This window comes from Nocardia sp. CA-136227, from assembly GCF_050955695.1.
Lineage (GTDB): Bacteria > Actinomycetota > Actinomycetes > Mycobacteriales > Mycobacteriaceae > Nocardia.
In genome coordinates, this window is the sequence record NZ_CP192081.1 from 4015298 (window position 1) to 4041020 (window position 25723).

Annotated in this window: 25 protein-coding genes and 1 pseudogene; 12 read left to right on the top strand and 14 right to left on the bottom strand. The window is 69.8% G+C overall.

Going from position 1 to position 25723, the window contains the following annotated elements:
- Nucleotides 1–45: 45 nt before the first annotated feature.
- From ACQP06_RS18520 to ACQP06_RS18530, 3 genes and pseudogenes are all read right to left on the bottom strand, one after another.
- Nucleotides 46–1500 carry an FAD-dependent oxidoreductase gene (locus ACQP06_RS18520; protein ID WP_433665795.1) on the bottom strand — a complete coding sequence of 485 codons (1455 nt, stop codon included), beginning with the start codon at nt 1498–1500 and terminating at the stop codon, nt 46–48.
- A gap of 122 nt (nt 1501–1622) precedes the next feature.
- Nucleotides 1623–1745 (bottom strand): annotated as a pseudogene (locus tag ACQP06_RS18525) (FAD-dependent monooxygenase); the annotation flags it as partial.
- A 64-nt stretch (nt 1746–1809) separates the two neighbouring features.
- On the bottom strand, nt 1810–2886 hold the full coding sequence (locus ACQP06_RS18530; protein WP_433665796.1) for a phospholipid scramblase-related protein: 1077 nt from the start codon (nt 2884–2886) through the stop codon (nt 1810–1812).
- 181 nt (nt 2887–3067) lie between these two features.
- Here ACQP06_RS18530 and ACQP06_RS18535 point away from each other — a divergent pair, with 181 nt between their 5' ends.
- From ACQP06_RS18535 to ACQP06_RS18545, 3 genes are all read left to right on the top strand, one after another.
- A complete protein-coding gene (locus ACQP06_RS18535; protein WP_433665797.1) occupies nt 3068–4285 on the top strand; it encodes a hypothetical protein in 1218 nt (405 codons plus the stop codon).
- Nucleotides 4286–4405: 120 nt separating this feature from the next.
- Complete coding sequence (locus tag ACQP06_RS18540) at nt 4406–5755, top strand: M20/M25/M40 family metallo-hydrolase (protein ID WP_433665798.1); 1350 nt, start codon at nt 4406–4408, stop codon at nt 5753–5755.
- A gap of 19 nt (nt 5756–5774) precedes the next feature.
- A complete protein-coding gene (locus tag ACQP06_RS18545; protein ID WP_379273245.1) occupies nt 5775–6317 on the top strand; it encodes a YbhB/YbcL family Raf kinase inhibitor-like protein in 543 nt (180 codons plus the stop codon).
- 80 nt (nt 6318–6397) lie between these two features.
- On the opposite strand, the gene ACQP06_RS18550 is transcribed toward ACQP06_RS18545, so the two are convergent.
- On the bottom strand, nt 6398–6946 hold the full coding sequence (locus ACQP06_RS18550; protein WP_433665799.1) for a TetR/AcrR family transcriptional regulator: 549 nt from the start codon (nt 6944–6946) through the stop codon (nt 6398–6400).
- A 131-nt stretch (nt 6947–7077) separates the two neighbouring features.
- Between ACQP06_RS18550 and ACQP06_RS18555 the strand changes: the two genes are divergently transcribed.
- Complete coding sequence (locus tag ACQP06_RS18555) at nt 7078–8379, top strand: phthiocerol/phthiodiolone dimycocerosyl transferase family protein (RefSeq protein WP_433665800.1); 1302 nt, start codon at nt 7078–7080, stop codon at nt 8377–8379.
- Between the two features lie 86 nt (nt 8380–8465).
- On the opposite strand, the gene ACQP06_RS18560 is transcribed toward ACQP06_RS18555, so the two are convergent.
- The gene (locus ACQP06_RS18560) at nt 8466–10295 is read right to left on the bottom strand and encodes an AMP-dependent synthetase/ligase (protein WP_433665801.1); all 1830 of its coding nucleotides are present in this window, start codon (nt 10293–10295) and stop codon (nt 8466–8468) included.
- Nucleotides 10296–10542: 247 nt separating this feature from the next.
- The gene (locus ACQP06_RS18565) at nt 10543–11415 is read right to left on the bottom strand and encodes a GTP cyclohydrolase II (RefSeq protein ID WP_433665802.1); all 873 of its coding nucleotides are present in this window, start codon (nt 11413–11415) and stop codon (nt 10543–10545) included.
- A gap of 276 nt (nt 11416–11691) precedes the next feature.
- Here ACQP06_RS18565 and ribA point away from each other — a divergent pair, with 276 nt between their 5' ends.
- Nucleotides 11692–12345, top strand: coding sequence for a GTP cyclohydrolase II RibA (ribA, locus tag ACQP06_RS18570; RefSeq protein ID WP_433665803.1), 654 nt, complete (start codon nt 11692–11694; stop codon nt 12343–12345).
- Here the strand turns inward: ribA and ACQP06_RS18575 are convergent.
- Nucleotides 12342–13838: a carbohydrate kinase family protein gene (locus ACQP06_RS18575; protein WP_433665804.1), complete on the bottom strand. Its 1497-nt coding sequence runs from the start codon at nt 13836–13838 to the stop codon at nt 12342–12344. The two genes, ribA and ACQP06_RS18575, sit on opposite strands and share 4 nt — an antisense overlap.
- Before the next feature lie 337 nt (nt 13839–14175).
- On the opposite strand from ACQP06_RS18575, the gene ACQP06_RS18580 reads away from it, so the two are divergent.
- The 3 genes from ACQP06_RS18580 to ACQP06_RS18590 all read left to right on the top strand — a co-directional run bounded on the left by ACQP06_RS18580 (nt 14176) and on the right by ACQP06_RS18590 (nt 15298).
- Nucleotides 14176–14466: a hypothetical protein gene (locus ACQP06_RS18580; RefSeq protein WP_433665805.1), complete on the top strand. Its 291-nt coding sequence runs from the start codon at nt 14176–14178 to the stop codon at nt 14464–14466.
- A complete protein-coding gene (locus ACQP06_RS18585) occupies nt 14463–14750 on the top strand; it encodes a hypothetical protein (protein WP_433665806.1) in 288 nt (95 codons plus the stop codon). Before ACQP06_RS18580 ends, ACQP06_RS18585 begins: the two co-directional genes overlap by 4 nt.
- Before the next feature lie 143 nt (nt 14751–14893).
- Nucleotides 14894–15298: a hypothetical protein gene (locus ACQP06_RS18590; RefSeq protein WP_433665807.1), complete on the top strand. Its 405-nt coding sequence runs from the start codon at nt 14894–14896 to the stop codon at nt 15296–15298.
- A gap of 62 nt (nt 15299–15360) precedes the next feature.
- Here the strand turns inward: ACQP06_RS18590 and ACQP06_RS18595 are convergent, their stop codons facing one another.
- The 3 genes from ACQP06_RS18595 to ACQP06_RS18605 are packed head-to-tail and all read right to left on the bottom strand — an operon-like array spanning nt 15361 to nt 17732.
- Nucleotides 15361–16440 (bottom strand): quinone-dependent dihydroorotate dehydrogenase, encoded by a 1080-nt coding sequence (locus ACQP06_RS18595; protein ID WP_433673358.1) that lies wholly within the window; start codon nt 16438–16440, stop codon nt 15361–15363.
- An 18-nt stretch (nt 16441–16458) separates the two neighbouring features.
- Nucleotides 16459–16725: a DUF5703 family protein gene (locus tag ACQP06_RS18600; RefSeq protein WP_213555396.1), complete on the bottom strand. Its 267-nt coding sequence runs from the start codon at nt 16723–16725 to the stop codon at nt 16459–16461.
- Complete coding sequence (locus tag ACQP06_RS18605; RefSeq protein WP_433665808.1) at nt 16725–17732, bottom strand: YncE family protein; 1008 nt, start codon at nt 17730–17732, stop codon at nt 16725–16727. The genes ACQP06_RS18600 and ACQP06_RS18605 overlap by 1 nt, the downstream gene beginning before the upstream one ends.
- Before the next feature lie 217 nt (nt 17733–17949).
- Here ACQP06_RS18605 and ACQP06_RS18610 point away from each other — a divergent pair, with 217 nt between their 5' ends.
- From ACQP06_RS18610 to ACQP06_RS18625, 4 genes are all read left to right on the top strand, one after another.
- Nucleotides 17950–18306, top strand: a complete 357-nt coding sequence (locus ACQP06_RS18610) for a hypothetical protein (protein ID WP_433665809.1) — start codon at nt 17950–17952, stop codon at nt 18304–18306.
- Between the two features lie 101 nt (nt 18307–18407).
- Nucleotides 18408–18944, top strand: coding sequence for a hypothetical protein (locus ACQP06_RS18615; protein ID WP_433665810.1), 537 nt, complete (start codon nt 18408–18410; stop codon nt 18942–18944).
- On the top strand, nt 18896–21046 hold the full coding sequence (locus ACQP06_RS18620; protein ID WP_433665811.1) for an MMPL family transporter: 2151 nt from the start codon (nt 18896–18898) through the stop codon (nt 21044–21046). The genes ACQP06_RS18615 and ACQP06_RS18620 overlap by 49 nt, the downstream gene beginning before the upstream one ends.
- Nucleotides 21043–21393 carry a YrdB family protein gene (locus ACQP06_RS18625; protein WP_433665812.1) on the top strand — a complete coding sequence of 117 codons (351 nt, stop codon included), beginning with the start codon at nt 21043–21045 and terminating at the stop codon, nt 21391–21393. Before ACQP06_RS18620 ends, ACQP06_RS18625 begins: the two co-directional genes overlap by 4 nt.
- Before the next feature lie 10 nt (nt 21394–21403).
- On the opposite strand, the gene ACQP06_RS18630 is transcribed toward ACQP06_RS18625, so the two are convergent.
- The 4 genes from ACQP06_RS18630 to ACQP06_RS18645 all read right to left on the bottom strand — a co-directional run bounded on the left by ACQP06_RS18630 (nt 21404) and on the right by ACQP06_RS18645 (nt 25666).
- Nucleotides 21404–22246, bottom strand: coding sequence for a heme ABC transporter ATP-binding protein (locus ACQP06_RS18630; RefSeq protein WP_433665813.1), 843 nt, complete (start codon nt 22244–22246; stop codon nt 21404–21406).
- A complete protein-coding gene (locus ACQP06_RS18635; RefSeq protein ID WP_433673359.1) occupies nt 22243–23322 on the bottom strand; it encodes a FecCD family ABC transporter permease in 1080 nt (359 codons plus the stop codon). Before ACQP06_RS18635 ends, ACQP06_RS18630 begins: the two co-directional genes overlap by 4 nt.
- A gap of 326 nt (nt 23323–23648) precedes the next feature.
- Nucleotides 23649–24686, bottom strand: coding sequence for a heme/hemin ABC transporter substrate-binding protein (locus ACQP06_RS18640; protein ID WP_433665814.1), 1038 nt, complete (start codon nt 24684–24686; stop codon nt 23649–23651).
- A 20-nt stretch (nt 24687–24706) separates the two neighbouring features.
- Complete coding sequence (locus ACQP06_RS18645) at nt 24707–25666, bottom strand: aldo/keto reductase (protein ID WP_433673360.1); 960 nt, start codon at nt 25664–25666, stop codon at nt 24707–24709.
- Nucleotides 25667–25723: the final 57 nt, after the last annotated feature.

Here is a 25723-nt window from a genome sequence, read left to right on the forward strand (position 1 = left end):
GCCTGTTTGCCGAATTCCGTGCGGGCGAGGCGATCGCGGCGTGGGTTACCGCCTGTCGGTGGTGCGGGCGGCGGCCCGGGATCCGGCGACACGGCCGAAGGCGAGGGCGTCGGCGATGTGGAAGCCACCGTCCTTGCACCAGGAGTAGGTGGAGCTGACATTGCCCGCCGCGTAAAGGCCGGGGATGGTCGCGCCGAAGGGGTCGAGCACTTCGGCGTGCTCGTTGCGGCGGGGGCCGCCATTGCTCCAGGCCAGGATGGGGGCGCTGGTGAAGGCGTAATAGGGCGGCTCCGAGATCGGGGCCAGAGTCTTTGCGGGGCGGCCGAACTGGTCGTCGGATCCGGCGGCGCAGGCCGCGTTGTAGCGGTCCAGGGTGGCGCGCAGGACCTTCGGGTCGACGTGGATCAGCTCGGCCAGTTCCTGGACGGTGTCGGCGCGGTGGATCCAGCCCTTGCCGATCTCGGCGCTGTTGTCGGAGCTCCACTCGTAGCCTTCGATGAGGCTGGCCCAGCCGACGGCGAGGCGTTCGCGCCCGGGAACGATCGGGCCCGCGCGGCGGGCGGACTCGTCGAAGACGATGTGCATCGGGATGGTCGGGAACAGCTGGTAGCTGCCGTTGATGCGGGCGTGGCCGTGACCCAGGGCGACGCGCTCGTTGCACAGGCGGCGGCCGTCGAATCCGAGGTAGACGAAGGCGTTGGTGGCGGGGAAGGCGGTGTAGAAGCCGGCTTCGTAGCCGGGGGCGCGCAGGCCGGGCAGGGTCATCATGTTGGACATGTGCCACAGGTCGGCTCCGGCCTTGACGGCCATGCGCAGGCCGTCACCGGTGGCGGCGGGGGTGCCCCACACGACGGGGTCGGTCAGGCGCAGGTGGTCGCGGACCAGGTCGGGGTTGGCCTCGAAACCGCCGGTGGCCAGGACGACTCCGCGCGCGGCCCGGATTCGCAGGGTGGTTCCGTCGGCGGTTTCGGCGAGTACGCCGAGGACCGTGCGGTCGTCGGTGACGAGTTCGCGGGCCGGGGTGCCCAGACGAACCTCGATGCCGCGGGCGCGGACCGCATCGGACAGGGCCGCCCACAGCAGTCCGTCGCCCATGCGGCCCTCGACGCCGATCCAGCCGCGCATGACGTCGCTGCCCTCGAGGTCGGGGAACTCCGCGGGCGGCGCGACCGCCAGACCGATCGGGATGCCGAGGCCTTCCATCCAGGCGCTGTTGCGGGCGGTCTCGTGCGCCCACACCTCGATCACCGGTTCGGGGATGGGCCGTCCGGCGCTGAGACTGCGCAGGTAGACGGCGGCCCGCTCGGGGTCCTGGTTGTCGAACCACACCGCGCCCGAGACCCGGGTGCTGCCGCCGGCGCGGGCGCCGGACTCCTTGTCCAGCACCAGTACTCGGGCCCCGGCGTCGTGGGCGCTGATGGCGGCCGCGCACCCGGCCCCGCCGAAGCCCACGACCACCACATCGGTCTCGACATCCCACGACATTCCCGCGTCGACCACGACCGCACCGTCCTTCCGTCTCGTCCATCGCGAACGGTCCCAGCACCGCGCGCGGACCGAAAACGCCTGTCCCACTCACCGGGTGCCGACGCCGGAGACCGGATGCCGCGCCCGGGGTGCGGTCGATCGGGTGCGGCCAGTCGTTCGACGACCAGGACGTCCACGCCCGCCAGCCGCAGTTCGCACGCCAGCATGAGTCCGACCGGTCCGGCCCCGGCCACCACCACTTCTCGTGTCTCGTTCATGGGAATCACTGTGGTGGTGGCCGATTGCCGGAGTCTTGCGTCGGCTTGCGTGCGGCTTACGCGGTCAGTTCCAGCCGCGCTGGTCCTGCTTGAGGGCGGTGTCGATGGCCAGTCCGGACGCGACCACCATCGACAGCAGCGGCTGGGGCAGCTGGCGGTGGATCTGCACGACGTAGTTGTCGGCGGAGGTGAACATGGTCTTGAGCAGGCCCTCCCACGTCTTGGTGATGCGGGCGACCTCCTGACCGGTGTGGTCGTGGATGGCGAAGTTCCAGGCCCGCCAGTTCTCGGCACGGATGCCGCCGATCTGCTGACCGTTGACCATGAAGGCGAAGTTGATCTTGCCGATCATGTTCTCCTGGATGATCTCACCGATCGGCGCGCCATTGCCGTGCTCGAGCAGGAACTTCGACTTGAACACCTTGGCGGGCCGGGTGATCCGCATCAGGCACTGGCCGTGGGCGTCGCGGATCTCCAGTTTGTGGGTCATGAACTGGTCGTAGCTGGACAGGAAGCGCACGGCCTTCTTCAGCGCCGACTGCCCGACCTCGGCGACCGCGCCGATCTGACGGCCGTGCTGGTCGAACACGCTGTACTCGTTGACCATTTCGATCAACTTGACCTTCTGGTTCACCACGAGCACGGGCTCGGTGAACACGGTCCCGCCGCCGTTCTGGGCCGGCGCGACCCCGGCCTGCTGCTGCACCTGGCGCTGGATGTCGCCGGGGTTGTTCGCGCTGCCGACCTCGATCTCCCAGGGGCTGGCCTCACCGCGCGGGGCGAACTGCTGGGGCTGCTGCGGGGCGTAACCCTGCTGGGCGTGGGGCTGTTGGGGCGCGCCTTGCTGAGGGAACTGCTGGTGAGGTGCACTCTGCTGCGAGTATTGCTGCTGGGGCGCGCTCTGCTGCGCGAAATGCTGCGGGCCCGTGCCTTGTTGCGCGTATTGCTGCTGGCCGGTGCCCTGCTGGTGATGCTGGGGAGCGTATTGCTGCTGTTGCGGCTGCTGCGGCCGGCTGGGTTGCTGGGCCGGGGGTGCGGGTTGCTGTTGGGGCTGCGTGTGATTGGTCCATTGGCTGCCGTCCCACCAGCGCAGAACTGGGGATCCGGGACGCTCGGGGTACCACCCCGCGGGTTGACTCATGGCCCGAATCCTATCGTCGTACAGGGAGTCTGCACTTTTTGCACTTTTTGCCGGGTAGTCACCTCTATGATGGGCGCTCGACATCGGGAAGCCGGGTCCACGCCACTCGAGGAAACGGGGAAAACATGTCCGCCACAGTCGAATTCGCGGGTTGCCGGGCGGACACGGAGCGGACGCGATTATGACCGACCTGGTGACGCGAGCCCAGCTCGTCCTGCTGGCCCGGACCCTGCACGTGCCGGTGCAGCGGCTCGCCCACCTCGAACACCTCGGCCCGCACCGGCTGCACGAGCTGCAGCAGCGCATGGCGGCCGACCTCTTCGACCGGCACGCGTCCGTCTTCGACCGCATCGCCAAGCTGGTCCCGATCATTCCGCTGGCCATCTCGCTGCCGATCGTGCAGAAACTGGTGCCGCCCACCATGACCGGTCGCGCGGCCGGCGCGATCGGGGTGCAGTATCCGGCCAAGGCCATCGAGGCCCTGTTGCGCATGGATGTCGGCTACGCCGCGGACTGCGCGCCGTATCTGGACCCACGCACGGTCGGCCAGCTCGCCGACGACGCTCCGCCCGAACCGGTGGTGGCGATCGTGAACGAGTTGCTCGCGCGCCGCGACTACATCACCGCGGGACCGTTCCTGGCCTATGCCACACCGGAGTTGATTCGTGCCGTCGAACAGGGCGTTCCCGACGACGAGGGACTGATCCAGTCGGCGGCCTTCGCCTATTCCTCGGAGTCGATCAGCGCCGTGATGCGGCAACTGCTGGCGGGCGAGGCACGGCGGGTGCCGCGGCTGCTGGGCGCGGTCATCAACGGTTCCAAGGAGTTACGGCTGGCGGCGCTGTCGGTGTTCGCGCGCTGCACTCCCGATGTGATCGCCGCGGTCGGCGACATCCTGTTCGAGGTGGCGCCGCCCTCGGCGGTGGCCGATCTGCTGTCGACGTTCATCGCCGCCGACGCCACCGACGACATGCTGCGGTTCGTGGGCCGGCTCAGTCCGCACGCGCTGACCCGGCTGGCATTGAACCCGGTGCTGCCCGAGATCGCCGACGCCCTGGTCGACGCGGTCGACGGCAGCAGCGATGTCGGGGTGTGGCGCGGGGTGCTGGAATCGCTGGCTCGCACGCCCGACGACGTGCGCCGCCGCGCCGGACTGCGGCTGGCCCGCCTCGACGCGGCCACCCTGCTCACGCTGCCCGCGCTGGCCCAGGCCGCGCGACTGTGGCCGCCACTGCTGTGGGTGCTGGCCGCCACCGATGTCGATGTGCAGTCGCGCATCGGGGAGCTGTGGGCCACCGCGAGCCGCCTGGACCTCGACGTTCTCGAACGTCGAATCGCCGATCAGCGCCTGGATTCGCTGCTTGCCACCCTCACCACCACGATCCGGGTGCTGCGCTGACCCGGGAATCCTTGCGTGATCACTGATTTCAACCGCCGGCGGCGGCCCGACCTGCGGCGCGCCGTGGTGCTGTGGGCGGCGGGCCGACACCCGGGCGCGCGGAGGTGGTAGGAAAGTGACGTGCCCGAAACCGCCGAAACCCACACCCCCCGTGCCGTGTCGGAAGTGGTGAACCTGGTCAGCAAGCTGATCCAGTTCGATACCTCCAACACCGGCGAACTGGAGACCACCAAGGGCGAGCGCGAATGCGCGCAGTGGGTGGCCGAGCAACTCGAGGCCGCCGGGTACGAGACCGAGTACGTCGAATCCGGCGCGCCGGGCCGCGGCAATGTGTTCGCGCGCCTGAAGGGCGCGGACTCCTCGCGCGGGGCGCTGATGATGCACGGGCATCTGGACGTGGTGCCCGCCGAGGCCGCCGACTGGAGTGTGCACCCGTTCTCCGGCGCGGTCCGCGACGGCTACGTGTGGGGTCGCGGGGCCATCGACATGAAGGACATGGTCGGCATGATGCTGGCCGTGGCCCGCCAGTTCAAGATCGAGGGCACGGTGCCGCCGCGCGACATCGTGTGGGCGTTCGTGGCCGACGAGGAGAACGGCGGCCGCTGGGGCTGCCAGTGGCTGGTCGAGAACCGCCCCGACCTGTTCGAGGGCGTCACCGAGGCGGTCGGGGAGGTCGGCGGGTTCTCGCTGACCGTGCCGCGGCCCGACGGCGGTGAGCGGCGACTGTACCTGGTCGAGACCGCGGAGAAGGGTCTGGGCTGGATGCGGTTGCGCGCCAAGGCGCGCGCCGGGCACGGCTCGTTCCTGCACGACGACAACGCGGTGACGATCCTGGCGCAGGCGGTGGCTCGGCTGGGCACCCACACCTTCCCGCTAGTGGTGTCGGATTCGGTGGCGGAGTTCCTGGCCGCGGTGTCGGAGGAGTCGGGGCTCGAATTCGATCCCGCCGCACCGGGTATCGAGGATCAGCTGGCCAAGCTGGGCACCATCTCGCGCATCATCGGCGCGACGCTGCGCGACACCGCCAACCCGACCATGCTGCGCGCGGGCTACAAGGCCAATGTGATTCCCCAGACCGCCGAGGCCGTCGTCGACTGCCGGGTGGTGCCGGGGCGTCAGGCCGAGTTCGAGCGGGAGGTGGACGCGCTCATCGGCCCGGATGTGGAGCGCGAGTGGATCACCAAGCTCGACTCCTACGAGACCACCTTCGACGGGCATCTGGTCGACGCCATGAACGACGCCATCCTGGCCCACGATCCGGCCGGGCGCACCGTGCCCTACATGCTCTCGGGCGGCACCGACGCGAAGGCGTTCGCCAAGCTCGGGATTCGCTGCTTCGGGTTCGCGCCGCTGCGGCTGCCGCCCGAACTGGACTTCTCGGCGCTGTTCCACGGGGTCGACGAGCGGGTTCCGGTGGAGTCGCTCGAATTCGGCGCCCGCGTGCTGGAACACTTCCTGTTGCACAGCTGACGATTCGAAAGGACTGCTCGTGCCCGACTATTCGTACGACCCGTACGCCGCGCTGCCCCAGGTGCCCGGCTTCACCGTCACCTCCGCCGATGTCACCGACGGTCAGCCGTTCGCCAACGACCAGGTGTCGGGGGTGTTCGGGTCGGGTGGCAAGGACATCTCGCCGCAACTGTCGTGGTCCGGATTCCCGCCGGAGACCAAGAGTTTCGCGATCACCGTGTTCGATCCGGACGCCCCGACCGCGTCGGGCTTCTGGCACTGGGCCGTGGCCAACATTCCGGTCTCGGTGACCTCGCTGGCCAGTGGCGCGGGCAGCGAGGGCGGCAGCCTGCCCGCCGGTGCGGTCCAGCTGCGCAATGACGGCGCGTTCGCCGGGTTCGTGGGCGCGTCCCCGCCGGCCGGGCACGGCTACCACCGGTACTTCATCACCGTGCACGCCGTGGATGTGGAGGCGCTCGACATCGACGCCAACGGCACCCCTGCCTACCTGGGCTTCAACCTGTTCTTCCACACGCTGGGGCGTGCGCAGATCGTCGCCACCTACGAGGAACCGGCCAAGTAGCTCTCGAAACCGTTGTGGGCCCGGACGATACGTCCGGGCCCACACGTCGTTTCCGGGGTGGTCTAGCGGCGGACCGGGCGCTACCCGGCCGACTGTTCGGCCAGGCCGCGCAGTCCCGCCGCGAGGTCCTCGGCGGCGGGCGCGTGCTCGGGATCGATGAGGTACTGGACCAGCAGGCCCGCGATGAGGGTTTGCAGCACCGCGCCGACCGCGGGGTCGCCGCCGCCCAGGTCCTGCGACAGACCCGCGCGCGCTTGTTCCTGCGCGGCACCGATTTCCGTGCGCAGGCTGGGGGAGTGCATGGCCTGGGCCATGGATTCGACATTGGCCGCCCAGATCACCCGGTCGCTGGTGAAGGAGTCGATCAGGCGCTGCCAGAAGGTGTTCAGGCGCGCGGCCGGGTCCCCGACGCCGTCGGCGGGCAGGGAGTCGAGGATGTGCGACACCGCCGCGGCGGTCGCCTCGAGCATGGCCTGGTTGAGCAGCCGGTCGCGGGTGCCGAAGTGGTAGTTGATGGCGGCCAGGTTGGCCCCGGACGCGGCGACGATGTCGCGCACGGTGGTGCGGGCGTAGCCGCGTTCGGCCAGGCAGTGCTTGGCGGCGGCCAGCAGGTCTTCTCGGGTTCCCACGCGGGTCAGCCTAACAGCGGGGTGAACGGTTGTTTGTAACGCACGTTTCAAACATTTGTTTTGAACATACGTATGAAACGTGTGTATGGTCGGTGATGGCACGATCCCAACGCACGGAAGACGAGTCCGATATGACCGCACGACCGTTGTCTCCCTTCGAATCCGGATATTTCGCCGCGGACGCCCGGCTGGGCAGCGTGCCCGTCGGCGGGATGCCGCTGTTCATCGGCACCGCCGTGCGCGGCAAGGTCGACGAGCACATCCTGCGGCGGGTGCTGGGCGAGCTCGCCGCCGGACATGTGCTGCTGCGCAGTCGCGTGGACACCGTCGGCGGGGTCGCGCGGTTCGTGGCCGGGGAACCGGTGATGCCGACACTGACCGTGCGCGAGGGTGGCGTGGACGAGTACTGGGAGCTGGTGAACAGTCCGCAGGACTGGGCGGCGGGACTGTTCCGGGCGGTGCTGTTGCGCGGGGTGCGCGAGAGCCGGATCGTGCTGGTCATCCATCACGGGATCAGTGACGGGCGTTCGGCATTCGCGCTGCTCGAGGAGATGTGGCGGCGGTATGCCGCGCACGCGGCGGGTACCGAACCGCCGCTGCATGATTCGGACGACGCACTGCTCGGCGGGGTCGACGAGCTGCTGGCCGCAGTGGTCGGTGAGGCGGAGGTCGACGGGTTCCTGGCACACCTGGCGCAGGAGATCGCCGAGGCCTCGCCGGCGGACGCGCCGCACACGATGCCTCACGACGGGGACGGGGTCGGGGACGCGGGAGGGCGATTGGCGTTGCGGCGCATCGAGTTGTCGCCGGGGCAGACCGCGGAGTTGGTCGAAGTGGCTCGGGGGCGGGGGATCTCGGTCAACAGTGTGCTGGCCGGGGCCGCCTTGGCGGCGGTGCGTGGGGAACTCGCGGGGGACGGTCCGATTCCCTTGATGTGCGGGCATGCCGCGGATCTGCGGCCGGATCTGTCGCCGCCGGTGCCGGTGTCGACGATCCTCAATTGCGCTTCGGGCGCGGGGACTCCGGCGCTGGTCGATCGCGATGCCGATCCGCTGGCGGTGGGCGCGGTCGTCGACGCCACCATGCGGGTGCTGCGCGAGAGCCGGTTCCCGGCCTTGTTCATGCGCGCCGCGCAGCGCCCGCTGGCGCCGCAGGTGGCCGCGATGCTGTCGCAGCCGCCGGCGATCGCGTTGTCGAATATGGGCCGGCTGCCCGCGCATCCGATGCCCGACGGGCTGGAGTTCGTGCGCGACGAGGTGTTCGCGATGGCGGCGGGCATGCCGCCGAAGATGACGATCTTCACCGTCGGCGGGCGGTTGACGGTGCAGGTGGAGTACGACACCGCCGAGCACAGTCACACCCGCATGGGCCGGGTCGCCGAGGCGATGAGTGATCGGCTCGCACGGGTCACCCGGGTCGCGGTGCGCGGCTGAGAGTCACCAGGCCCGGCTGGGAACGGCTGTGGGCCCGGACATCACGTCCGGGCCCACATCGATTCCGGGGGTGCAGCGCCCCGGGATCAGCTCAGGTTGATGACGCCCTCGGGTGCGGGGGTCAGATACAGCGCGGCGATCTCGGTGGCGTACTTGGCCGCGATCGGGTTGCGCTTGAGCTTGAGGGTCGGGGTGAGTTCGTCACCGCCGGGCTCCCAGCCCTGATCCAGGATGGTGAACCGCTTGATCGACTCGACCCGGTTCAGCTTGGCATTGGCCTCGGCGATGGCGCCCTTGATCTCGGCGATGATCTCCGGGTGCGTGGCAAGGGTTTTCAGGTCGGCGTCGGGCATGCCCAGCGCCTTGGCCCGCACCACCGCGATATCGGGGTCCAGCACGATCAACGCGGAGATGAAGGGCTTGGCGTCGCCGATCGCCACCACCTGACCAACCAGCGAGGACGCCGCCTTCACGGTGTTCTCGATATTGGTGGGAGACAGGTTCTTACCCGCCTCGGTGATGATCAGTTCCTTCTTGCGGTCGACGATGGAGACGTAGCCGTCGCCGTCGATGGTGGCCACGTCGCCGGTGTGCAGCCAGCCGTCGGCGTCGATGGCCTCGGCGGTCTTGTCGGGCATCTTGCGGTAGCCGTGGGTGACGATGCCGCCGCGCAGCAGCAGCTCCCCGTCCTCGGCCAGGCGCACCTCGACCCCGCGCAGCGGGATGCCGACGGTGCCCGGCTTCGGCTTGGCCAGCGGCGTGTAGGTGCCGACACCGCTGGTCTCGGACATGCCCCACACCTCGGTCACCGTGAAGCCCAGGCCCAGCAGGTATTCCAGGGTCTCCGGCGGGATGGCGGCCGCGCCGGAGGCGGCCACGCGCAGCTCGTCGAAGCCCAGCGCGTGGCGCAGCTTCGACAGCACCAGCGCGTCGGCCAGCTTGTGCTGCACATCGAGCAGGGCGCCGCGGCCGGTGCCGGCCAGATCGGCGCGCGCGGCCTGCGCACCGACGCCGAGCGCCCAGTTCGCGAGGGCCTTCTTCACCGGGCTGGCCTCGGTGGCCAGCTTGGCGTCGATACCGGCCTTGATCTTCTGCCACACGCGCGGCACACCGAAGAACGCGGTCGGGCGGGCGTCGGGCAGGGCGGCGGCGATCTCGCGCGGGTCGGGCACGCACGTCATCTGGACGCCGGTGAACAGGTTGGCGCAGTGCCCCGAGATCCGGTCGGCCACATGGGCGGCGGGCAGGTAGGACACCGAACGGTCGTCGAGGCCGACGGTCAGCGGGCCGTCGACCAGGCCCACGATCTGGGCGACCACATTGCGGTGGGTCAGCTCCACGCCCTTGGACGGGCCGGTGGTGCCGGAGGTGTAGATCAGCGTCGCCACATCGTCGGGCTGCACGGCCCGCCAGGCGGCGTCGAAGTCGAAATCGGGATGCGGGGCGGCCTCCACCTCGGCCAGCGTCAGCGTGCCCGCGGCCGAACCCTCCACCAGCACAATGTGTTCCATCTCGACGCCGGCGCCGCGCACCACGTCCAGGAACGCCGGTTCGGTGATGACCACCCGGTTCTCGGCATTGGTGAACAGGTGCGCGATCTGCTCCGGGGAGCTGGTGTTGTAGATCGAGAACGGCGTCGCACCCAGGTGCAGCGCCGCGGTGTCGACCAGATTGAACTCGGGCCGGTTGGTGAGCATGATGCCCACCGCGTCCCCGCGCCCCACCCCGAGCGCCGCCAGCCCGGCGGCGATCGCGCGCACCCGCTCCCCGTACTCCCGCCAGGTGACCTGCCGCGTACCCCCCACGGTCCGCAACGCCACCTGCCCCGGCCGCAGCGTCAAGGTTTCCTGGAACGCCTCCGGAATCGTGTGAACGGTCTTGCCCGATGCGTGCGCATACCCGATGTCAGTCGTCATAAGCCCTTTTCCCGATAGCCTCTCGCTTCGCCGTCCACCCGCGCGCCCACCAGCGCGAACCTTCGAAGTCCGAGACCACGACCAACCCGTCACGCGATGGCCACGCGTCACCTGTGGCGCGGCTCACTCATCGTAACCAGACTTTCACGACTGTGTCGCGGGCTACATGGGCCAGAAGCGTGGCCGGAATTGTCAATTGCCTGATCGGTCGACCGTACCGGCGTCCGAACCGCGCCGGGGACGGTGCTCAGATGACGGGGGTGGGGGCGTTGTGTGGACGCTGGGTGAGTTGGCGGCGCCATGCTCGCAGTCGGAGGCGGATGGAGGTGCGGGCGGGGTGCCAGGTTGCGGCGGTTGCGACCAGGGTTATGAAGGCGAGGACCGCGAGTTCGCGTGGGGCCCAGTAGATCGCGACGGCGGTGGCCACTACGCCGAGGGTGAAGCAGGTTTGCTCTATCTTTCGGCCGATTCGGCGGAAGGAGAAGGGGGGCAGGCGATGGCCGCGGTGGATTCGCTTGGCTTCCATGTACTCCCGTGCCCAATGGCTGCGGGGCTCGGTGATGAGGGGCACCCGGGTGACGGTGATGTCGCCTCGTCGCAGGGCGTGCACCTTATCGGGGTTGTTGGTCAGCAGGCTGACCGAGCGCAGGCCGAGCTGGTCGGTGAGGAAGCGGGCGGCGGTGTCGAACTCGCGGTAGTCGGGGTCGAAGCCGAGGGCGCGATAGGCGTCGAAGGTGTTGCGGCCCTCGGTTTGGGTGAGGCGCAGGCCTTCCGCTTTGACTTCGAGGCCCGCGCCCCGGCCTTCCTGTTCGAGATAGAGCAGCACGCCGGCGTCGGCGCGCTGGATCATATCCATGGCCTGGTCGAGTTCGGGGCCGCAGTCGCAGTCGTCGGAGTGCAGGGCGTCGCCGTAGAGGCAGCGGGAGTGGATGCGCACCAGCGGGGCGGGGAAACGACCGATATCGCCGAAGATGAGGGCCTGGCCGCCGTCGCGTCCCGGTATCGAGTGGACCCGCACGCGGATCTCGGCACCCTTGCGGGTGAGTAGATGACTGGTGCAGGCGAGTTTCTGTGAATTCACCAGACCCGCAACAGCAATCGACTCGTCCGCAACGCTCACGTGACCGCCTCGTATCCCCGCGGGCCGCGATCCGCCGCCCGACAGTGTCCGTTGGTGTGTGGTAACCGCCGGTCAGGACGGTGCGCGGGGGCAGCGATCCGACCGTTGCTGCGGAGTTGCCAGGCGGCACACGCAGACGGTGCCGAAGCCTACCCTTTCCCGGCGATCACGGAGCGTATCCGGAGAGAATTATCGGCCACCGATTCCGGCGCGCGCCGCTATGCCCTGTTCAGCGATCCGGACAATCAGGACGGCATCGGGACATACCATTCACTGATGGGTTCTCGGCCGGCGAAAGACGTTAGCCGACAAGCGATATGGGCCAGCCTCGACCACGCCAGCCACTGGATCTCCCGCAAGGGCCAGGAGCTCCGCGTCCGGGTCACCGACCTGCCGACCGACGCCGAAACCGGGCACATTCTGGCCTTCGGGTCCATCGACGACGACTGCCTGGTCCGCATCCACTCGCAGTGTCTCTACGGTGAATCGCTGTCGTTCCAGGACTGCGACTGCGGGCCGCAACTCGAACGCTCCCTCGACCTGATCCAGGCCGCCGGATCAGGGATCCTGGTCTACCTCGAGCAGGAAGGCCGCGGGTACGGGCTCCTGGCGAAGGCGCGCGGCTACGAGATCAGCGAGCGCAACCGCCTCGACACCTACGACAGCTACCGGACTTTGGGGTACAGCGAGGACAAGCGGGACTACACCCACGCCGCGCAGGCGCTGGTCGCACTCGGACTGACCGAGGTGCGGTTGATGACCAACAATCCGCACAAACTGCAGGCCGTGCGCGACGCCGAGATCCACGCCACCGTGATCCCGCTGCGCACCCAGCCGCGGACTCGCCGGGAAGCCGACTATCAGCAGGCCAAACGCCGTCACGGGCACTGGATTCCAACCGACGACCCACCGTGGTCGCCCGACCTCTAGGACGCGTCCAGGGTCGCGTCGATCGCCTCGCGGGTGGGCATGGAGTCGGGGATGCTCGTCTCTTTACTGGCGCGCGCCTGAATCGCCGCGGCGGCCCACACCAGGTTGGCGTGCCCGGCCTGTCGGCGGCGGGCCGGATCGGCGGGCCGGGGCTGGGTCATCAATCGGGCAATGAACGCGGAGGCGAACGCCGATGAGGCCCCGGGCGCTCCCGGGCGATCGGTTTGGATGTCGGCCCACACCGGCTCCGCGGCGGGATCTTCGGCCGAGTACATCGCACAACTGTCGCCATACAGCACCACGACCGACCCGACCCCGTGCTTCACCAATTGCCTGGCGATGTCGGCGGATTCGACCCCGGGTCGCAGCGCGGCGAGCTCGCCGACCGAGGCGATCAGGTAGTCCACCGTCTGGAGGTAGCCGGGCAACAGAGCGGGGAATCGTTTCGGTGGTGGGGTGGCACTGACGAACAGCCACGGCCGCGACTCCCGGTCGGCGATCGCGTCCGCGACCGCCGCGAGCACTTCGACGTTCTGTTCGAAGGTCAACAGCACGGCGTCGGCGTGGACGAGCGCACGCGTGATCGGGATATCGGCGATATCCCTGGCGTCGAAGCGGATCCGATCGTCCTTGCCTGCCACCGAGTAGTTCCCGCCGTCGCGGGCGACAGTCACCGCCGCGGTCGGGGTGGGTCCGCGCCTCGCACGCAACAGGCTGGTATCGACACCGCGCGCACGCAGGTAGTCGACGATCAGCCCGGCTTTGTCGTCGTCACCGACGGCGGCGAACAGACGCGCGTCCACTCCTAGCCTGGCCAAGGCGACCGCGCGGTTCAGTCCTTTGCCTCCGGCGTGCTCGGAGAATTCCCCGTACAGCGAGTCCCCGGCCTGCGGCAGCACATCGACGGTGCAGATACGGTCCCAGGCGGCGTCGCCGATCACCACGGCGCTCGGCCGTATCGTCGCACCGGGAAGGCCTTCGGCGGCAACGGACTCGAGGGTGAGCCCGCGTGCCAGCGCCGTGAACGCGTCCTCTTCCCGCCGACCGCGCAAGGCGCGATTATTGCGCGGCACCTGAGCGACCGGCACGCCCAGATGTTCGTGCAGTGTCATCCAATGCAGGGCGAGACTGTCTCGTCGCTGCCCCAGTTCAGGGCCGTAGAGCTCTTCGGCGATCGATGTCGGCAGCTGGTCGGCGAGCATGGACAGGTTCAGTTCCGCGTCGACGATGAGGCGGTCGGCCGGGTCGAGCGTGCCCGCGATGAACCGCAGCGCTTCGGGCAGTGCCGCTTTCGGGTCGCGGCCGGTGAGGTGAGCGACGCGGCGGACGATGACCAGGCCGAGTAGCGCGCCGAGGTCGACCGAGCGGTCGCGGTCACCGCCCATGGCCCAGCGCTTGCGCAGTTGCAGCAGGGTGTCACGCACGGCGCGCACGTCGTTGTCCTGCGCGGCCGTGTCGGCGCCACTGCTTCCCAGGTTCGGCTGCATCATCATTCGCCCCAACCATAAGACCGTCCACGTTTGAACGTCGGCGGAAACGGCAATCCAATTGTGACAGCGTCAAACTGCGATTCGGAAGTGCCAAATGCCATCCTGGAATTGGCAAATGAGCGCCGCCCGACCAGATATACCGGGAGGTTCCCGATGACCGGACTACCCACGATCCGGCGGATCCAGCGGCGCGCGCCCCGCGCCTGTGGTGCGGCCGATCCCGAACTCCGGGCGAACATCCAAGTGCGATAGGCGAATTCGCCCGTCCAGGTCGCCTCGGCCCTGCTCCGCGTCACACTCGATCCGGCGGTGACGCCTCCTCGTCTCATCGGAGGCCATCATGATTTACCCGAGTGCCAGCTCGATCACCAGCAGCATCACCGGCGAGTGCGCCGAACGGCTGCCCCGCCACCCGGAACCTGCCTGGCAGCTCAGCTGGCGGCAGTCGCCGCTGCTGACGCGGGAGGAAGCGCTCGCGGCCATGGAACTGACCGAGCTCCTGCGGCGGGAGCCGGGTCATCACGGCGCGGCCTGGGAGCGCGCGTGCGCCCTCGGCGCCGCCCTGGGCATCGATCTCGAGGATGCCCGCATCGTCTTGCGCGCGCGTCGCAGGGAACGGGGAGAGTCATGACCATCTACACCACCGACGACTGGGCGATGACCAGCGATCTGACCGAGGAGAGCGCGGTCCGGGTGGCCGACCGCTGGACGCTGGCGTGGCGGTGCAGCTGGATGCCGGATCGGTTGCTGACCCGCGCGCAGGCGCTGGCCGCGATGGTGCTGGCCGAGGTGGTGGCCGTCGACCCGTATCCGCGCGGGGAGGCCGCACAGGGGCGGATGGTCGCCGCGGCGGGCGAGTTGGGGATTCCGTTGGAGCAGGCGGTGTTTCTGCTGCTGCGACGGCGGACGGCTTGAGGTACCGACCGATCGGATCCGAGGGGTGGGGCAGAGTCGATGAGGGGATGGCAGGGCCCGCGGCGGCGACCGGTCGCGGCGGGCCGAAGACGGTGGACGGACGGAGATCCCGTGGCGTGCGCCGATGGCCTTGGGAGGTCCTGATGACGATCGATATCACGACGCGGGCGATGACCAGTGACATCAGCCCCGAATACGCGCTGCGCGAATACCGGCGCGGAGAGGTGGTGTGGCGGTTGAGTTGGCTTCCGGCACAGCACCTCACCCACGATCAGGCCCGGGCGGGGATGGAGCTCGACGAGGTGCTCTCCGATCCGGAGGTCGTCTACGACGAGGCCGCACACCTGTGGGCCGCCGATCTGGCGACCCGGCTGGGGATCGGGGTCGAGCGCGCCGTGATTCTGCTGGCACAGCGATTGGCCGAACGCCTGCACCGGGAGCTGCTCGACGAGGAGCCCGGGCCGCCGGCGGCGATGCTGTCGGGTTGGGGCACCGCCGCGCACGGGGCGGCGTCGACGGGGGCCCGCTCCCAGCATCTGTGGGGCTGACCGCACGACCAACCGGCCGTGCGGTCTCCCGGGCGATTCGAAAGGTGTTGCCCGCGAACGGGTCAGGCGCGGGCGCGGTGTTCGGCGCCGACGGCTTCGGAGAGGTTGGTGTAGCCGTGTTCGCGGAGTTTGGCGGCGAGGCCGTGGTGGATGTGTTTGGCCCAGAGGGGGCCGCCGTAGATGAAGCCGGTGTAGCCCTGCAGGAGGGAGGCGCCGGCGAGGATGCGGGACCAGGCCTGGTCGGGGGTTTCGATGCCGCCGACGGAGATGAGGGCCAGTTTGTCGCCGACTCGGGTGTAGAGGCGGCGCAGGACCTCGAGGGAGCGGTCGGCGACCGGGGGGCCCGAGAGGCCGCCGGCGCCGATGGGGTCGACGGTGGCGGCGGGGGTGGCCAGGCCGTCGCGGCGGATGGTGGTGTTGGTGGCGACGATGCCGGCGAGACCGAGTTCGACGGCGAGGTCGGCCACGGCGTCGATGTCGTCGTCGGACAGGTCGGGGGCGATCTTCACCAGGACCGGGACCGACACCGAGTCGAGCACGGCCTGCAGGATCGGGCGCAGCGAGGCCACGGCCTGCAGGTCGCGCAGACCGGGGGTGTTGGGGGAGCTGACGTTGACGACCATGAAGTCGGCCAGCGGGCCCAGCAGTTTCGCCGAGATCGCGTAATCGTCGGCGGCGTCCTCGGGTTCGACGACCTTGGTCTTGCCGATATTGGCGCCGATGGGGACGCCGCCGGGCAGCCGGTGCGCGAGATGCTCGGCCGCGGCGTCGGCGCCGAAGTTGTTGAACCCCATGCGGTTGATGAGCGCCCGGTCCGCGGGCAGGCGGAACAGCCGCGGCGCGGGATTGCCGGGCTGGGCCTGGGCGGTGACGGTGCCGATCTCGGCGTAGCCGAAACCGAGCGGGCCCCACGCGTCGACGCCGTCGGCGTTCTTGTCGAAGCCGGCGGCCAGACCCAGCGGCGCGGGGAAGTCCACGCCGAACACGCGGGTGCGCAGGATCGGATCGTCGGCCACCAGGACCTTGCCGGTGAAGGCGCGGCCCGGGGTGAACCGGGTCGCCAGCCTCATCGCGGCGAAGGCCAGATGGTGGATGCGTTCCGGCGGGAGCAGGAACATCAGCTTCAGCAGCAGGGCGTACAGGCGCTCATACATAGGGGGTTACATCACCGCCTCGGGTGTCGGGGATAGCAGGGGAGTGGTCTTGCGGCGGCGCAGTAACACGCGGCGGCTGCCGTCGGTGTAGGCGCGCACCCGCGAGAGTTCCCAGCCGCCGAATTCGGCGTGAATGGACAGTCGCATGGTGGCGGTGACCCTGGTGATGCCGGGTGGCAGCCGCAGGGGCACGTACTCCCATTCGTCGCTGGATTCCTCCCAGCCTTCCGGTAATGTGCGCGATTGGTGCGCCGATCGTGAGGCCCGAGCCATCACTGCCCTCTCTTCCGCTGGTCCGCGCCGATCCGCTGCAGACCGTCGCCGGTCGCGGATCCCACGAACAGGTCACCGGTGCGGGCATCGACGGTGACCGAGTTGGGCTGGCGCACCGTCGGGTAACGCCCCACCTCTACCGGTATACCCGTCGACAGCTCGTAGCCGACGACTTCGTTGCTGCCTGTCAGCGTCACCCACACGGTCTCCGACCGCTGATCGTAGGCGAGTGCGTAGGGCGAAGAGCCTACCGGGAAACGCTGGTGCAGGACCAAAGGATCAGCGGTGTAGACCAGCAGTTCGGCGCCGGCGGTGTCGGTGACCAGGCGTCGGCCGAAGTGGTCGCCGATCATGTTGGTCACCCCGTCACCGGCGCGCAGGGCCAGGCCGAGCTTGTGGGCGTCGAGATCGAGCTCCACGATCGCGGACTGACGGCGGTCCACCACGACCACCCTGCCCTCGCCGGTGTCGATCGCGTCGGCGGCCGACAGGCCCGTAATGGTGTGGCGCACAGTGCCGTCCGCGTCGAGCAGCAGCACCCGGCCGTCGGCCAGCCCCGCCACCAGCGACCCGTCGGGGCGCAGACCCACCGAGTGCAGGTCGCCGTCGACGGCGACCGTGGTCAGCGCGCCGCTGGCGACGTCGACGCGAACGATCTTGCCGGGCACCGCGATCAGCACCTCGCCGGGCTTGCCCGCGACCAGGGCGGCGGCCTTGCCGGGCAGGGTGACCGGGCGGGTGACGCCCTTGTCGATCAGGTTCAAGGTGGTGCCGGAGTCCACGACCGCGGCCAGGATGCCGGTGGCAGGTTCGTCGAGCAGCAGCGCGATGGGCGCGCTCGCGCTCACCTGCCCCGCCGGGGCGGGGGTGGCGGTGGGCGCGGCGGCCGGGGTCGCCGGGTCGCGGGTGGCGTTGTTCGCGTTGTCCGGCTGGTCCGAACATCCGGTCAGCAGGGTCACCACGGTCACACCCGCGAGGGCTGAACCGATCCAGCCGCGACGGCGCATGCAGCGAACTCCTTACTGACCGAACTGACCGACGAAATCATGCGTGCTCTCTAATCTGACCATGTCCCGGGTTCCAACCGTGTGACCGGGGGTCCGCGTGCCGATCTCCCGCGTGCATCCGGCGCCGACTTGCATGATGTGACATGGGGATTCGGTGGCGGTGTCGGGGCATGCGGTTACCGTGGAGTGCAAAAGCGGTCTGTATCAGGGAGATCTGTTGGTTGCCGACCAGAGCGCGGGGTTCACCGTCGAGGACGTGACCGTCGGGCGCTACGCGCACGGCTTCGGTGTCACCGGGGACGGGCGGTCTTTCGCCTTCCGAACCCATCGATCCACCCTCACCGTGGAGATCTACCGCCCGGGCGTGACCACCGCGGTTCCGGCGGCGGAGGACGTCGAGGCGATCGCGGTGGCTCCGGTCACCGATATCGATCTCGACGACGAACGCAGCGTGGTGGCCCTGGTCCGCGACCTGATCCCGCAGGCCGTGCCGGTCCCGGCCGCCCAGCCGCGGGAGGCGACGACGGTGCGTGCGCTGCTGGGCCGGTTGGGCGCGGTGATCGAGGGCCGCTGACGCCCGTGGGCGGCGCTGTCTGTGACACAGAGATCACTTCCGGGCGCGGGCCGTGCCAAACTAACGGCACACAACCGCAGTTCGAACTCCCGAGGATGTTGATGCGACTTCGACGACCGGCCGCCACCGCGCTGCTGCTGACCGTGCTGGGCGCATCGCTCGCCGCGTGCGGCGGCTCCGACGACGAATCGAAGATCGCCGAAGCGCGGTCCTCGGCGTACGCGGCGTTGAGTTCGTCCTCGCAGGCCGCCGCCGCGCAGAGCAGCGTCAACCGCCCCGGGATCCCGAGCGCCGCGGAACTGGACTCGCAGATCAAGCGGGCGCTGGACCCGAACCTGCCCGACAGCGATCGCACCGCGCTGATCGAGGACGGGGAGGCGTTCAAGGACGCGATCCCCGACATGTACAAGGCGCTGGCCGACAATCCGCGCGCGGTGTACGGGGTCAAGGACCCGGTGTTCGACAACCATGACGGCACGCTGACCGCGACGCTGAGCCTCGACAAGGACGGCACCGGCACGAACGTGCGCACCACGGTCGTGCATTTCGTGGCCAAGGACGGGCACTGGAAGATCTCGCGCACGGATCTGTGCGGGATTCTGCGGTCGGCCGACTACAAGACCGCGGCCTGCGGCTGATGCTCGAGGCCGGATCCCTGCGGTGGGGGCGTCTGATCCACCGCTTCCGGTTCCTGGTGTTCGCCGTGTTCGGCCTGGCCGTGCTGGTGTCCGGGTTCTACGGGCGCGACCTGGGCGATCATCTGACCCAGGAGGGCTGGTTCGACGAATCCAGTCAGTCGGTGGCGGCGTCGAAGCTGGCCGACTCCACCTTCGGCCGCGACACCGACGCCGATCTGATCGCGATCTACACCGCCCCGGCGGGGATGACCGTCGACGACGAGCCGGTGCGGTCGGCGGTGGCGGCGGAGTTGACGCGGTTGCGCACCGAGCACGCCGACCGCATCCTCAAGATCGACTCGTATTGGGACGGCGCGCTGATGGGACAGTTCGCCGACGCCTCCCGCACCCACGCCTTCGCCAGTATCGGGTTGCGCGGTGACGGCGGCACCGACACCGTCGACAACTATCTGGCCATCAAGAACGAATTCCATGCCGGCGCAACCGGTTCCGGCCCGGGCGGCACGACGGTGCAGCTGGCGGGCCTGCAGCCGGTGGTGGAGGGCATCAACACCGGCATGCAGCGCGATATCGAGCGCGCGGAGCTGATCGCGCTGCCGCTGGTGGCGATCCTGCTGTATTTCGTGTTCGGCGGCGTGGTGGGGGCGCTGCTGCCCGTGCTGATCGGCGGCATGACGATCCTGGGCAGCCAGGGCATCATGCGGCTGCTGACCAATCATCTGCAGGTCAATGTGTTCGCCTCGGCGGTGGTGACGCTGGTGAGCCTGGGTCTGGCCATCGACTACGGGTTGTTCGCGGTGACCCGGTTCCGCGAGGAGCTGGCGGCGGGGCGCAGCGTGGAGGAGGCGACCGCGCGCACGATCGCCACGGCCGGGCGCACGGTGTTGTTCTCGGCGGCGATCATCGCGGTGAGCCTGGGCGCGTTGTTCATCTACCCGAACGGGGTGCTGCGGTCGGTGCCGTTGGGCGGCATCTCCTCGGTCCTGCTGGCCGCGGTGCTGTCGGTGACGGCATTGCCGGCGGTGTTGTCGATCGTGGGGCCGCGTATCGATCTGTGGGGCTGGCATCGGCTCGCCAGTATCCGCACCGCCGAGCAGATCGATCGCGGATTCTTCTCGCGGCTGGCGGTTTTCGCGATGCGCAAGCCGTGGCTGGTGATCGTGCCGGTGGTGTTGATGCTGCTGGCGTTGATCCTGCCGTTCCGCAGTATCGAGTTCGGTGGGTTGAGCGAGCGGTATCTGGCCGCGGACAATCCGGCGCGGGTGGCACAGCAGGACTTCGACGGGCTGTTCCCGCATTTCCGCACCGAGCCGCTGAAACTGGTGGTGGTGGGCGCCAATCCGCAGCAGCTCTCTGATATCCGCTACGAGGCCAACCAGCTGGTCGGTCCACGCATGACCGGTCCGTTCGATCCCGCCGCGCCGACCAAGGATCAGGTGACGGTACTGGCCAGCGGCCTGTCCGACAAACGCGACGCCGACTCGGTGATCGCGGCGCTGCGCTCGATCCCGCAGCCGGACGGGGTCGCGGTGATGGTGGCGGGAGTGCCCGCGCTGGAACGCGACAGCATCCAGGGGTTGATCAAGGGTCTGCCGTTGCTGGTGCTGATCCTGGTCGCGGCGGCGATCGCGTTGATGTACGCGGCGTTCCGGTCGCTGGTGCTGGCGATCAAGGCGGTGGTGATGAGCGCGCTCAGCCTCGGCGCGACGCTGGGCGTGCTGACCTGGATCTTCGTCGAGGGGCACGGGGCGGGACTGTTCGACTTCACGCCGGGCCCTTTGATGTTCGCGGTGCTGGTGCTGATCGTGACGGTCCTGTTCGGCCTGTCAACCGACTACGAGGTGTTCCTGCAATCGCGCATGGCCGAGGCTCGCGCGTCCGGCGCTGACGCGCCCGAGGCGATCCGGTACGGCATCGCCCACACCGGTGGCGTGATCACCTCGGCGGCCGCGATCCTGATCGTGGTGACCGGTGCGTTCGGGTTCTCGGATCTGGTGCTGATGAAATACATTGCCTACGGCATGATCGCGGCGTTGGTGTTGGACGCCACCGTGATTCGCATGCTGTTGACTCCTGCGGTGTTGAGGTTGGTCTGGCGATGAACGTGCTCGAGGGCGCGAACCTGCTGTTGATGTTCCTGCTGGAACTGGGGGTGCTGGCCGCGGGCGCGTGGTGGGGTTTCACCGTGTCAACGCCGCTGGTGGTGCGGATCGTGGCGGGGCTGGCGGTTCCGGCGGTGTTCATCGTGGTGTGGGCGCTGTTCGGCGCGGCCAAGGACGCGCGGTTCCCGCAGACCGGGTGGCGGCGTATCGCCCTGGAGGTCGTGTGGTTCGGTGCGGCGGCGGTGCTGCTGGGTCTGGCGTGGACGCCGGTGGCCGGGATCGTGTTCTTCGCGATCTGGCTGGCCAACGGCGTCCTGCGGCTGGTGTGGGGTCAGCAGCAGCTCTGACCCCGGGCGCTCAGCCTCTGACGGGCAGTACCAGTTGGGCGCCGGTGACCGGGTGGTCGAACACGTCGACCGGATGCTGGTAGACGCGGGTGAGCAGTTCCGCGGTGAGGATCTCGCGAGGCGGGCCGTCGGCGGCGATATGTCCGGCATCGAGCACGGCGACGCGGTCGGCGTAGGCGGCGGCGACACCCAGATCGTGCAGCACGACCACGACTGCCGCGCCCGCGGTGGCGCGCTCGCGGGCCAGGCGCAGGACCTGTTCCTGGTGGCCGAGATCGAGTGCGGCGGTGGGTTCGTCGAGCAGCAGCGTCGCGGTGTCCTGGGCCAGGACGCGGGCCAGGGCGACACGGGCACGCTCACCGCCGGACAGGGCCGGGAACGGGCGTGCGGCGAAGCGTTCGACGTCGGTGGCGGCCATGGCCGCGGCGATGGCCCGCTCGTCGTCCACCTGACGCGGCGTGCGCGCCCACGGGGAACGACCCATGGCGACGACTTCGCGGGCGCTGAACGGGAATCCGACGGTGTGCGACTGGGGTAGCACCGCGCGGCGGCGGGCCATGTCCAGATGCGTCCAGTGGGTGAGGGCGTGGCCGTCGAGTTCGACACTGCCGCCACTCAATTCGAGCTCCCCGGCCAGTGCGGCCAGCAGCGTCGACTTGCCCGCGCCGTTGGGACCGACCAACGCCACGATCTGCCCGGCGACGACATCGAAGTCGATGCCCTCGAGCACGGTGCGTTCGCCACGTTTGGCGCTGACCTTGCGGGCGCGCAGGGTCGCCGCACCCGGTTCGGGGGTTTCCGGCAGGGCGGGGGTGCGCCCGAAGATGGTGGTGAGCTCGCGTAGGCCGCTCATGCCCAGCCTCCCGATCGTGAGCGGGTGCGGCGCAGCAGCCAGAAGAAGAACGGCCCGCCGACCAGTGAGGTGATCATGCCCAGCGGCAGGTCCGCGTTGTGGACCAGGGCGCGGGCGCCGATGTCGGCGGCCACCAGCACCACCGCGCCGACGATGGCCGACAGCGGGATCAGCACCCGGTGGCCGGGCCCGACCAGCATGCGCACCAGGTGCGGCACGATCAACCCGACGAACAAGATGATGCCGGTGAACGCGACCCCGGCGGTGGCCAGCACCGCGACCACGACGATCACATTGCGCCGCAACCGTTCCACGTCCACGCCCAGATGCCGGGCCGCGGACTCTCCCAGGGCGAGCAGGTCCAGGCGCGGGGCCATCCAGATCGCGGCGGCCAGGCCCAGCAGCGTCAGCGGCCACACCACGTTCACCGACTGCCAGGTGGCGCCGTTGAGACTGCCCATCTGCCAGAACACGATCTGGTCGCGCGCCGCGGGCGAGGCGGAGAACAGCAGGAACGAGATCAGCCCGCCGGCGAAGGCATTGATGGCGACACCGGTCAGCACCAGGGTCACCACTTCGGTGCGGCCGTTTGAGCGGGCCAGCAGATACACCAGCAGGGTGGTGGCCAGTCCGGCGGCGAACGCGCCCGCCGCGACCGACCAGGCGGCCACGAACGCGCCCCCGGCCACGATCACGGTGCCCGCACCGACCGCCGCGCCCGCGGACACGCCGATCACGCCGGGTTCGGCGAGCGGATTGGCGAACACGCCCTGCAGCAGGGCGCCGGCGGTGGCCAGGGCCGCGCCGACGAGCATGCCGAGCACGACGCGCGGGAACCGCACCTCCCACAGGGTCACGTATCCGGCGGGGTGGGCGGGCATGGGACCCCAGTCCAGCCCGATGCGGTGCAGGAACGCGCCCGCGACCTCGGCGGGACTGGTGGGCACCTGGCCGATGGCGGCGGAGATCAGCGCGAGCACCACCAGCGCGGCCAGCGCGCCGGTGAAGATGACCGCGTTGCGCGACCACTTGCGGCGTGCGCTGGGCAGCGCCTTGACCGCCGACTCCGCGGTCATCGCCTCGTCGCCGCTGATCGGTGCGCTGGACCCAGCCGGCGTCTTCGCCGCCGCATCCGTTGCCTGTTCGGCACTCCCGCCGGACGAGCGCTCGGCCGAGCCGTCCTGCGCGCGGGCAGCCGGGCCGCCGTGCTCCGGATCGGCGGGACCGCCCTGTCCCGCATCGGCGGGACCATCGTGTGCTGAGTCGGCGGGCGCATCGTGTGCCGGGTCGCCGGGGCCGAGCGCGGTGGCAGCGCCGTTGTGCGCTGCGGTGCGGTCGTCGTGTGTGTTGCTCGGTGAATCCATGTGGGGGCCTTGGTTGTCGGCCGCTCCGGGGCGCTTGCTCATGCGGCGGCGGGGCCGTAGACGGCCTTCACGAGGGCCGACAGCACGCGGCCGGTGTTGGGGCCGAAGGACAGCAGGATGGCGTCGGACATGTCGATGACGCGGCGGTCGCGTCCGGCGGGGGTCTGGGCGATGCCGGGGACCTTCTCGAGGCCGTCGACGCCGCCGACCGAGGCCAGGCCGTCGCTCATGAGCAGCAGGGCGTCGGGGGCGGCGGCGATCATGGCCTCGCTGGTGATGGGCAGGAAGTCCTTGGTGATGCCCGACGCGGTTCCGGCGTCGATGCCGCCGATCGCGGTGATCAGCGAGTCGGCGCCCGAGCCGGGTCCGGCGATCATGGTGATCGCGGCGCTGCGCAGGTACAGGAAAGCGATCTTGGGTTTGGCGTCCTGATGCGGCACCGAGGCGATGGCGGCGTCGATCTCGGTGCGGGTGCGCTGCCCCAGCGCCTTGCCCGCGTCGGGCACACCGAGCGCGGCGCCGACGGCCTCGATCTGCGGGACGACTCCGGCCATGGTGCGTCCGGTGTCGAAGTAGACGACGGTGATGCCCAGGGCGCGCAGCTGGTCGCGCAGCGCGGGGGTGACGGTGGTGGTGTCGGTGAGGAACACCGTGGGCCGCAGTGCCGCAACAGCTTCCACGCTCAGGGTGCCGCTGCCCGAGGACACGGTGGGCAGGTCTCGCACGGCGGGGAACGCCGCGGAGTTGGAGCGCCCGATCAGCTTCGAGCGCAGCCCCAGGGCGACGACGGTTTGGGCGAGGGTGCCGTAGCGGTCGGCGGCGATGATGCGGGAGGTGTCGGTGACGGTGACCGGGGTGCCGTCGAAGGAGGTGACCGTGACCGGCAGCGTGGCAACCGGTTCGGGACCCAGCGTGACCGGGTCGAGGTCGCCGATCTCGGCGGTGACGGGTCCGCGGCCGCCGGTGCTCGTGGTGGTGCCCGAGCCGCAGGCGGTGACCCCGGCGACGAGACCGACACCGAGCAGCAGGATCACCAGCGTGCGGGCGGCGGTGCGGGCATTCACGAGACACCTCATGCAGGCAAGGCTAGCCTGGCTCATTCTGTGCGTGCGCTCACGTCTCCGAGGGCCGCGGCGATGGCGCGGGGCAGTTCGAGGGTCTCGGCGGCCAGAATGCCGGTGAGCTGCCCGATGTCGCGGGCCCCGACCAGCATCGAGGCGACCGCGGGCTGGTCTCGGATCCACGCCAGCGCCACCGCCAGCGGCGAGGTCCCCAGCCCGTCGGCGGCCGTGACGACCGCGTCGACCACCCGCACCGCCCGGTCGTCGAGATGGGCGGTGATCTCCGCGGCCGTGGACTCGTCGGCGCCGCGGGAATCGGCGGGCACCCCGTCGCGGTATTTGCCGGTGAGGATCCCCCCGGCCAAGGGTGCGGTGGCGATGACGCCGATGCCGTGATGCTGTGCGGCGGGCACGAATTCGTGCTCGACGCCGCGCGCCAGCAGCGAGTAGGGGGTCTTGGCGGCGGTCAGCGGCGCGGCGGCGGCGAGGGTGGCCAGCTGCCAGCCGTCGTAGCCGCGCGCTCCGGCGTAGCGAACGCGTCCCGAGCGCACCGCCCACGACAAGGTGTCGGCGATCTCCTCCAGGGGGGTGTGCGGGTCCCACGCGGCGACTGTCCACAGGTCGAGGTGGTCGGTGCCGAGCTGGGTGAGGGTGTGGTCGAGCTGGCGGCGCATGGTGCGCCGGGAGGCGTCGACGGTCCAGCGCACGGCGGCGGGCGCGGCGGCGGCGGCGTCGCTGAGTATCGGTGTGTATCCGGCACTTCCGGACAGCACCAGGTCCTCGCGGCCGACTTCGGCGATCAGCTCGCCGAGGATGTGCTGGGCGGCGCCGTCACCGTAGGCCGGGGAGGTGTCGACGAGGTTGCCGCCGGCTTCGACGAACGCCAGCAGCTGGGCCGCGGCGTCCTCGGCGTCGGTCTCCCTGCCCCAGGTGTGGGTGGCCAGCCCGAGCCTCGACACCCGCAGTCCGCTGCGGCCGACCGTCCGTTGTTGCATCACCGCGCTTGCCCTTTCGTCACACGCGTCAGCCTAGGCGCACCGACGGCCCGCGCC

Excerpts from the sequence above, each read along its gene's own strand:
- ACQP06_RS18580 (WP_433665805.1), top strand. The coding sequence starts at position 14,176 with ATGATTTACCCGAGTGCCAGCTCGATCACCAGCAGCATCACCGGCGAG.
- ACQP06_RS18615 (WP_433665810.1), top strand. The coding sequence starts at position 18,408 with ATGCGACTTCGACGACCGGCCGCCACCGCGCTGCTGCTGACCGTGCTG.
- ACQP06_RS18630 (WP_433665813.1), bottom strand. The coding sequence starts at position 22,246 with ATGAGCGGCCTACGCGAGCTCACCACCATCTTCGGGCGCACCCCCGCC.
- ACQP06_RS18605 (WP_433665808.1), bottom strand. The coding sequence starts at position 17,732 with ATGCGCCGTCGCGGCTGGATCGGTTCAGCCCTCGCGGGTGTGACCGTG.
- ACQP06_RS18600 (WP_213555396.1), bottom strand. The coding sequence starts at position 16,725 with ATGGCTCGGGCCTCACGATCGGCGCACCAATCGCGCACATTACCGGAA.
- ACQP06_RS18590 (WP_433665807.1), top strand. The coding sequence starts at position 14,894 with ATGACGATCGATATCACGACGCGGGCGATGACCAGTGACATCAGCCCC.
- ACQP06_RS18530 (WP_433665796.1), bottom strand. The coding sequence starts at position 2,886 with ATGAGTCAACCCGCGGGGTGGTACCCCGAGCGTCCCGGATCCCCAGTT.
- ACQP06_RS18535 (WP_433665797.1), top strand. The coding sequence starts at position 3,068 with ATGACCGACCTGGTGACGCGAGCCCAGCTCGTCCTGCTGGCCCGGACC.
- ACQP06_RS18555 (WP_433665800.1), top strand. The coding sequence starts at position 7,078 with ATGACCGCACGACCGTTGTCTCCCTTCGAATCCGGATATTTCGCCGCG.
- ACQP06_RS18635 (WP_433673359.1), bottom strand. The coding sequence starts at position 23,322 with ATGACCGCGGAGTCGGCGGTCAAGGCGCTGCCCAGCGCACGCCGCAAG.
- ribA (WP_433665803.1), top strand. The coding sequence starts at position 11,692 with ATGGGTTCTCGGCCGGCGAAAGACGTTAGCCGACAAGCGATATGGGCC.
- ACQP06_RS18645 (WP_433673360.1), bottom strand. The coding sequence starts at position 25,666 with ATGCAACAACGGACGGTCGGCCGCAGCGGACTGCGGGTGTCGAGGCTC.
- ACQP06_RS18625 (WP_433665812.1), top strand. The coding sequence starts at position 21,043 with ATGAACGTGCTCGAGGGCGCGAACCTGCTGTTGATGTTCCTGCTGGAA.
- ACQP06_RS18640 (WP_433665814.1), bottom strand. The coding sequence starts at position 24,686 with ATGAGGTGTCTCGTGAATGCCCGCACCGCCGCCCGCACGCTGGTGATC.
- ACQP06_RS18575 (WP_433665804.1), bottom strand. The coding sequence starts at position 13,838 with ATGATGATGCAGCCGAACCTGGGAAGCAGTGGCGCCGACACGGCCGCG.
- ACQP06_RS18585 (WP_433665806.1), top strand. The coding sequence starts at position 14,463 with ATGACCATCTACACCACCGACGACTGGGCGATGACCAGCGATCTGACC.
- ACQP06_RS18560 (WP_433665801.1), bottom strand. The coding sequence starts at position 10,295 with ATGACGACTGACATCGGGTATGCGCACGCATCGGGCAAGACCGTTCAC.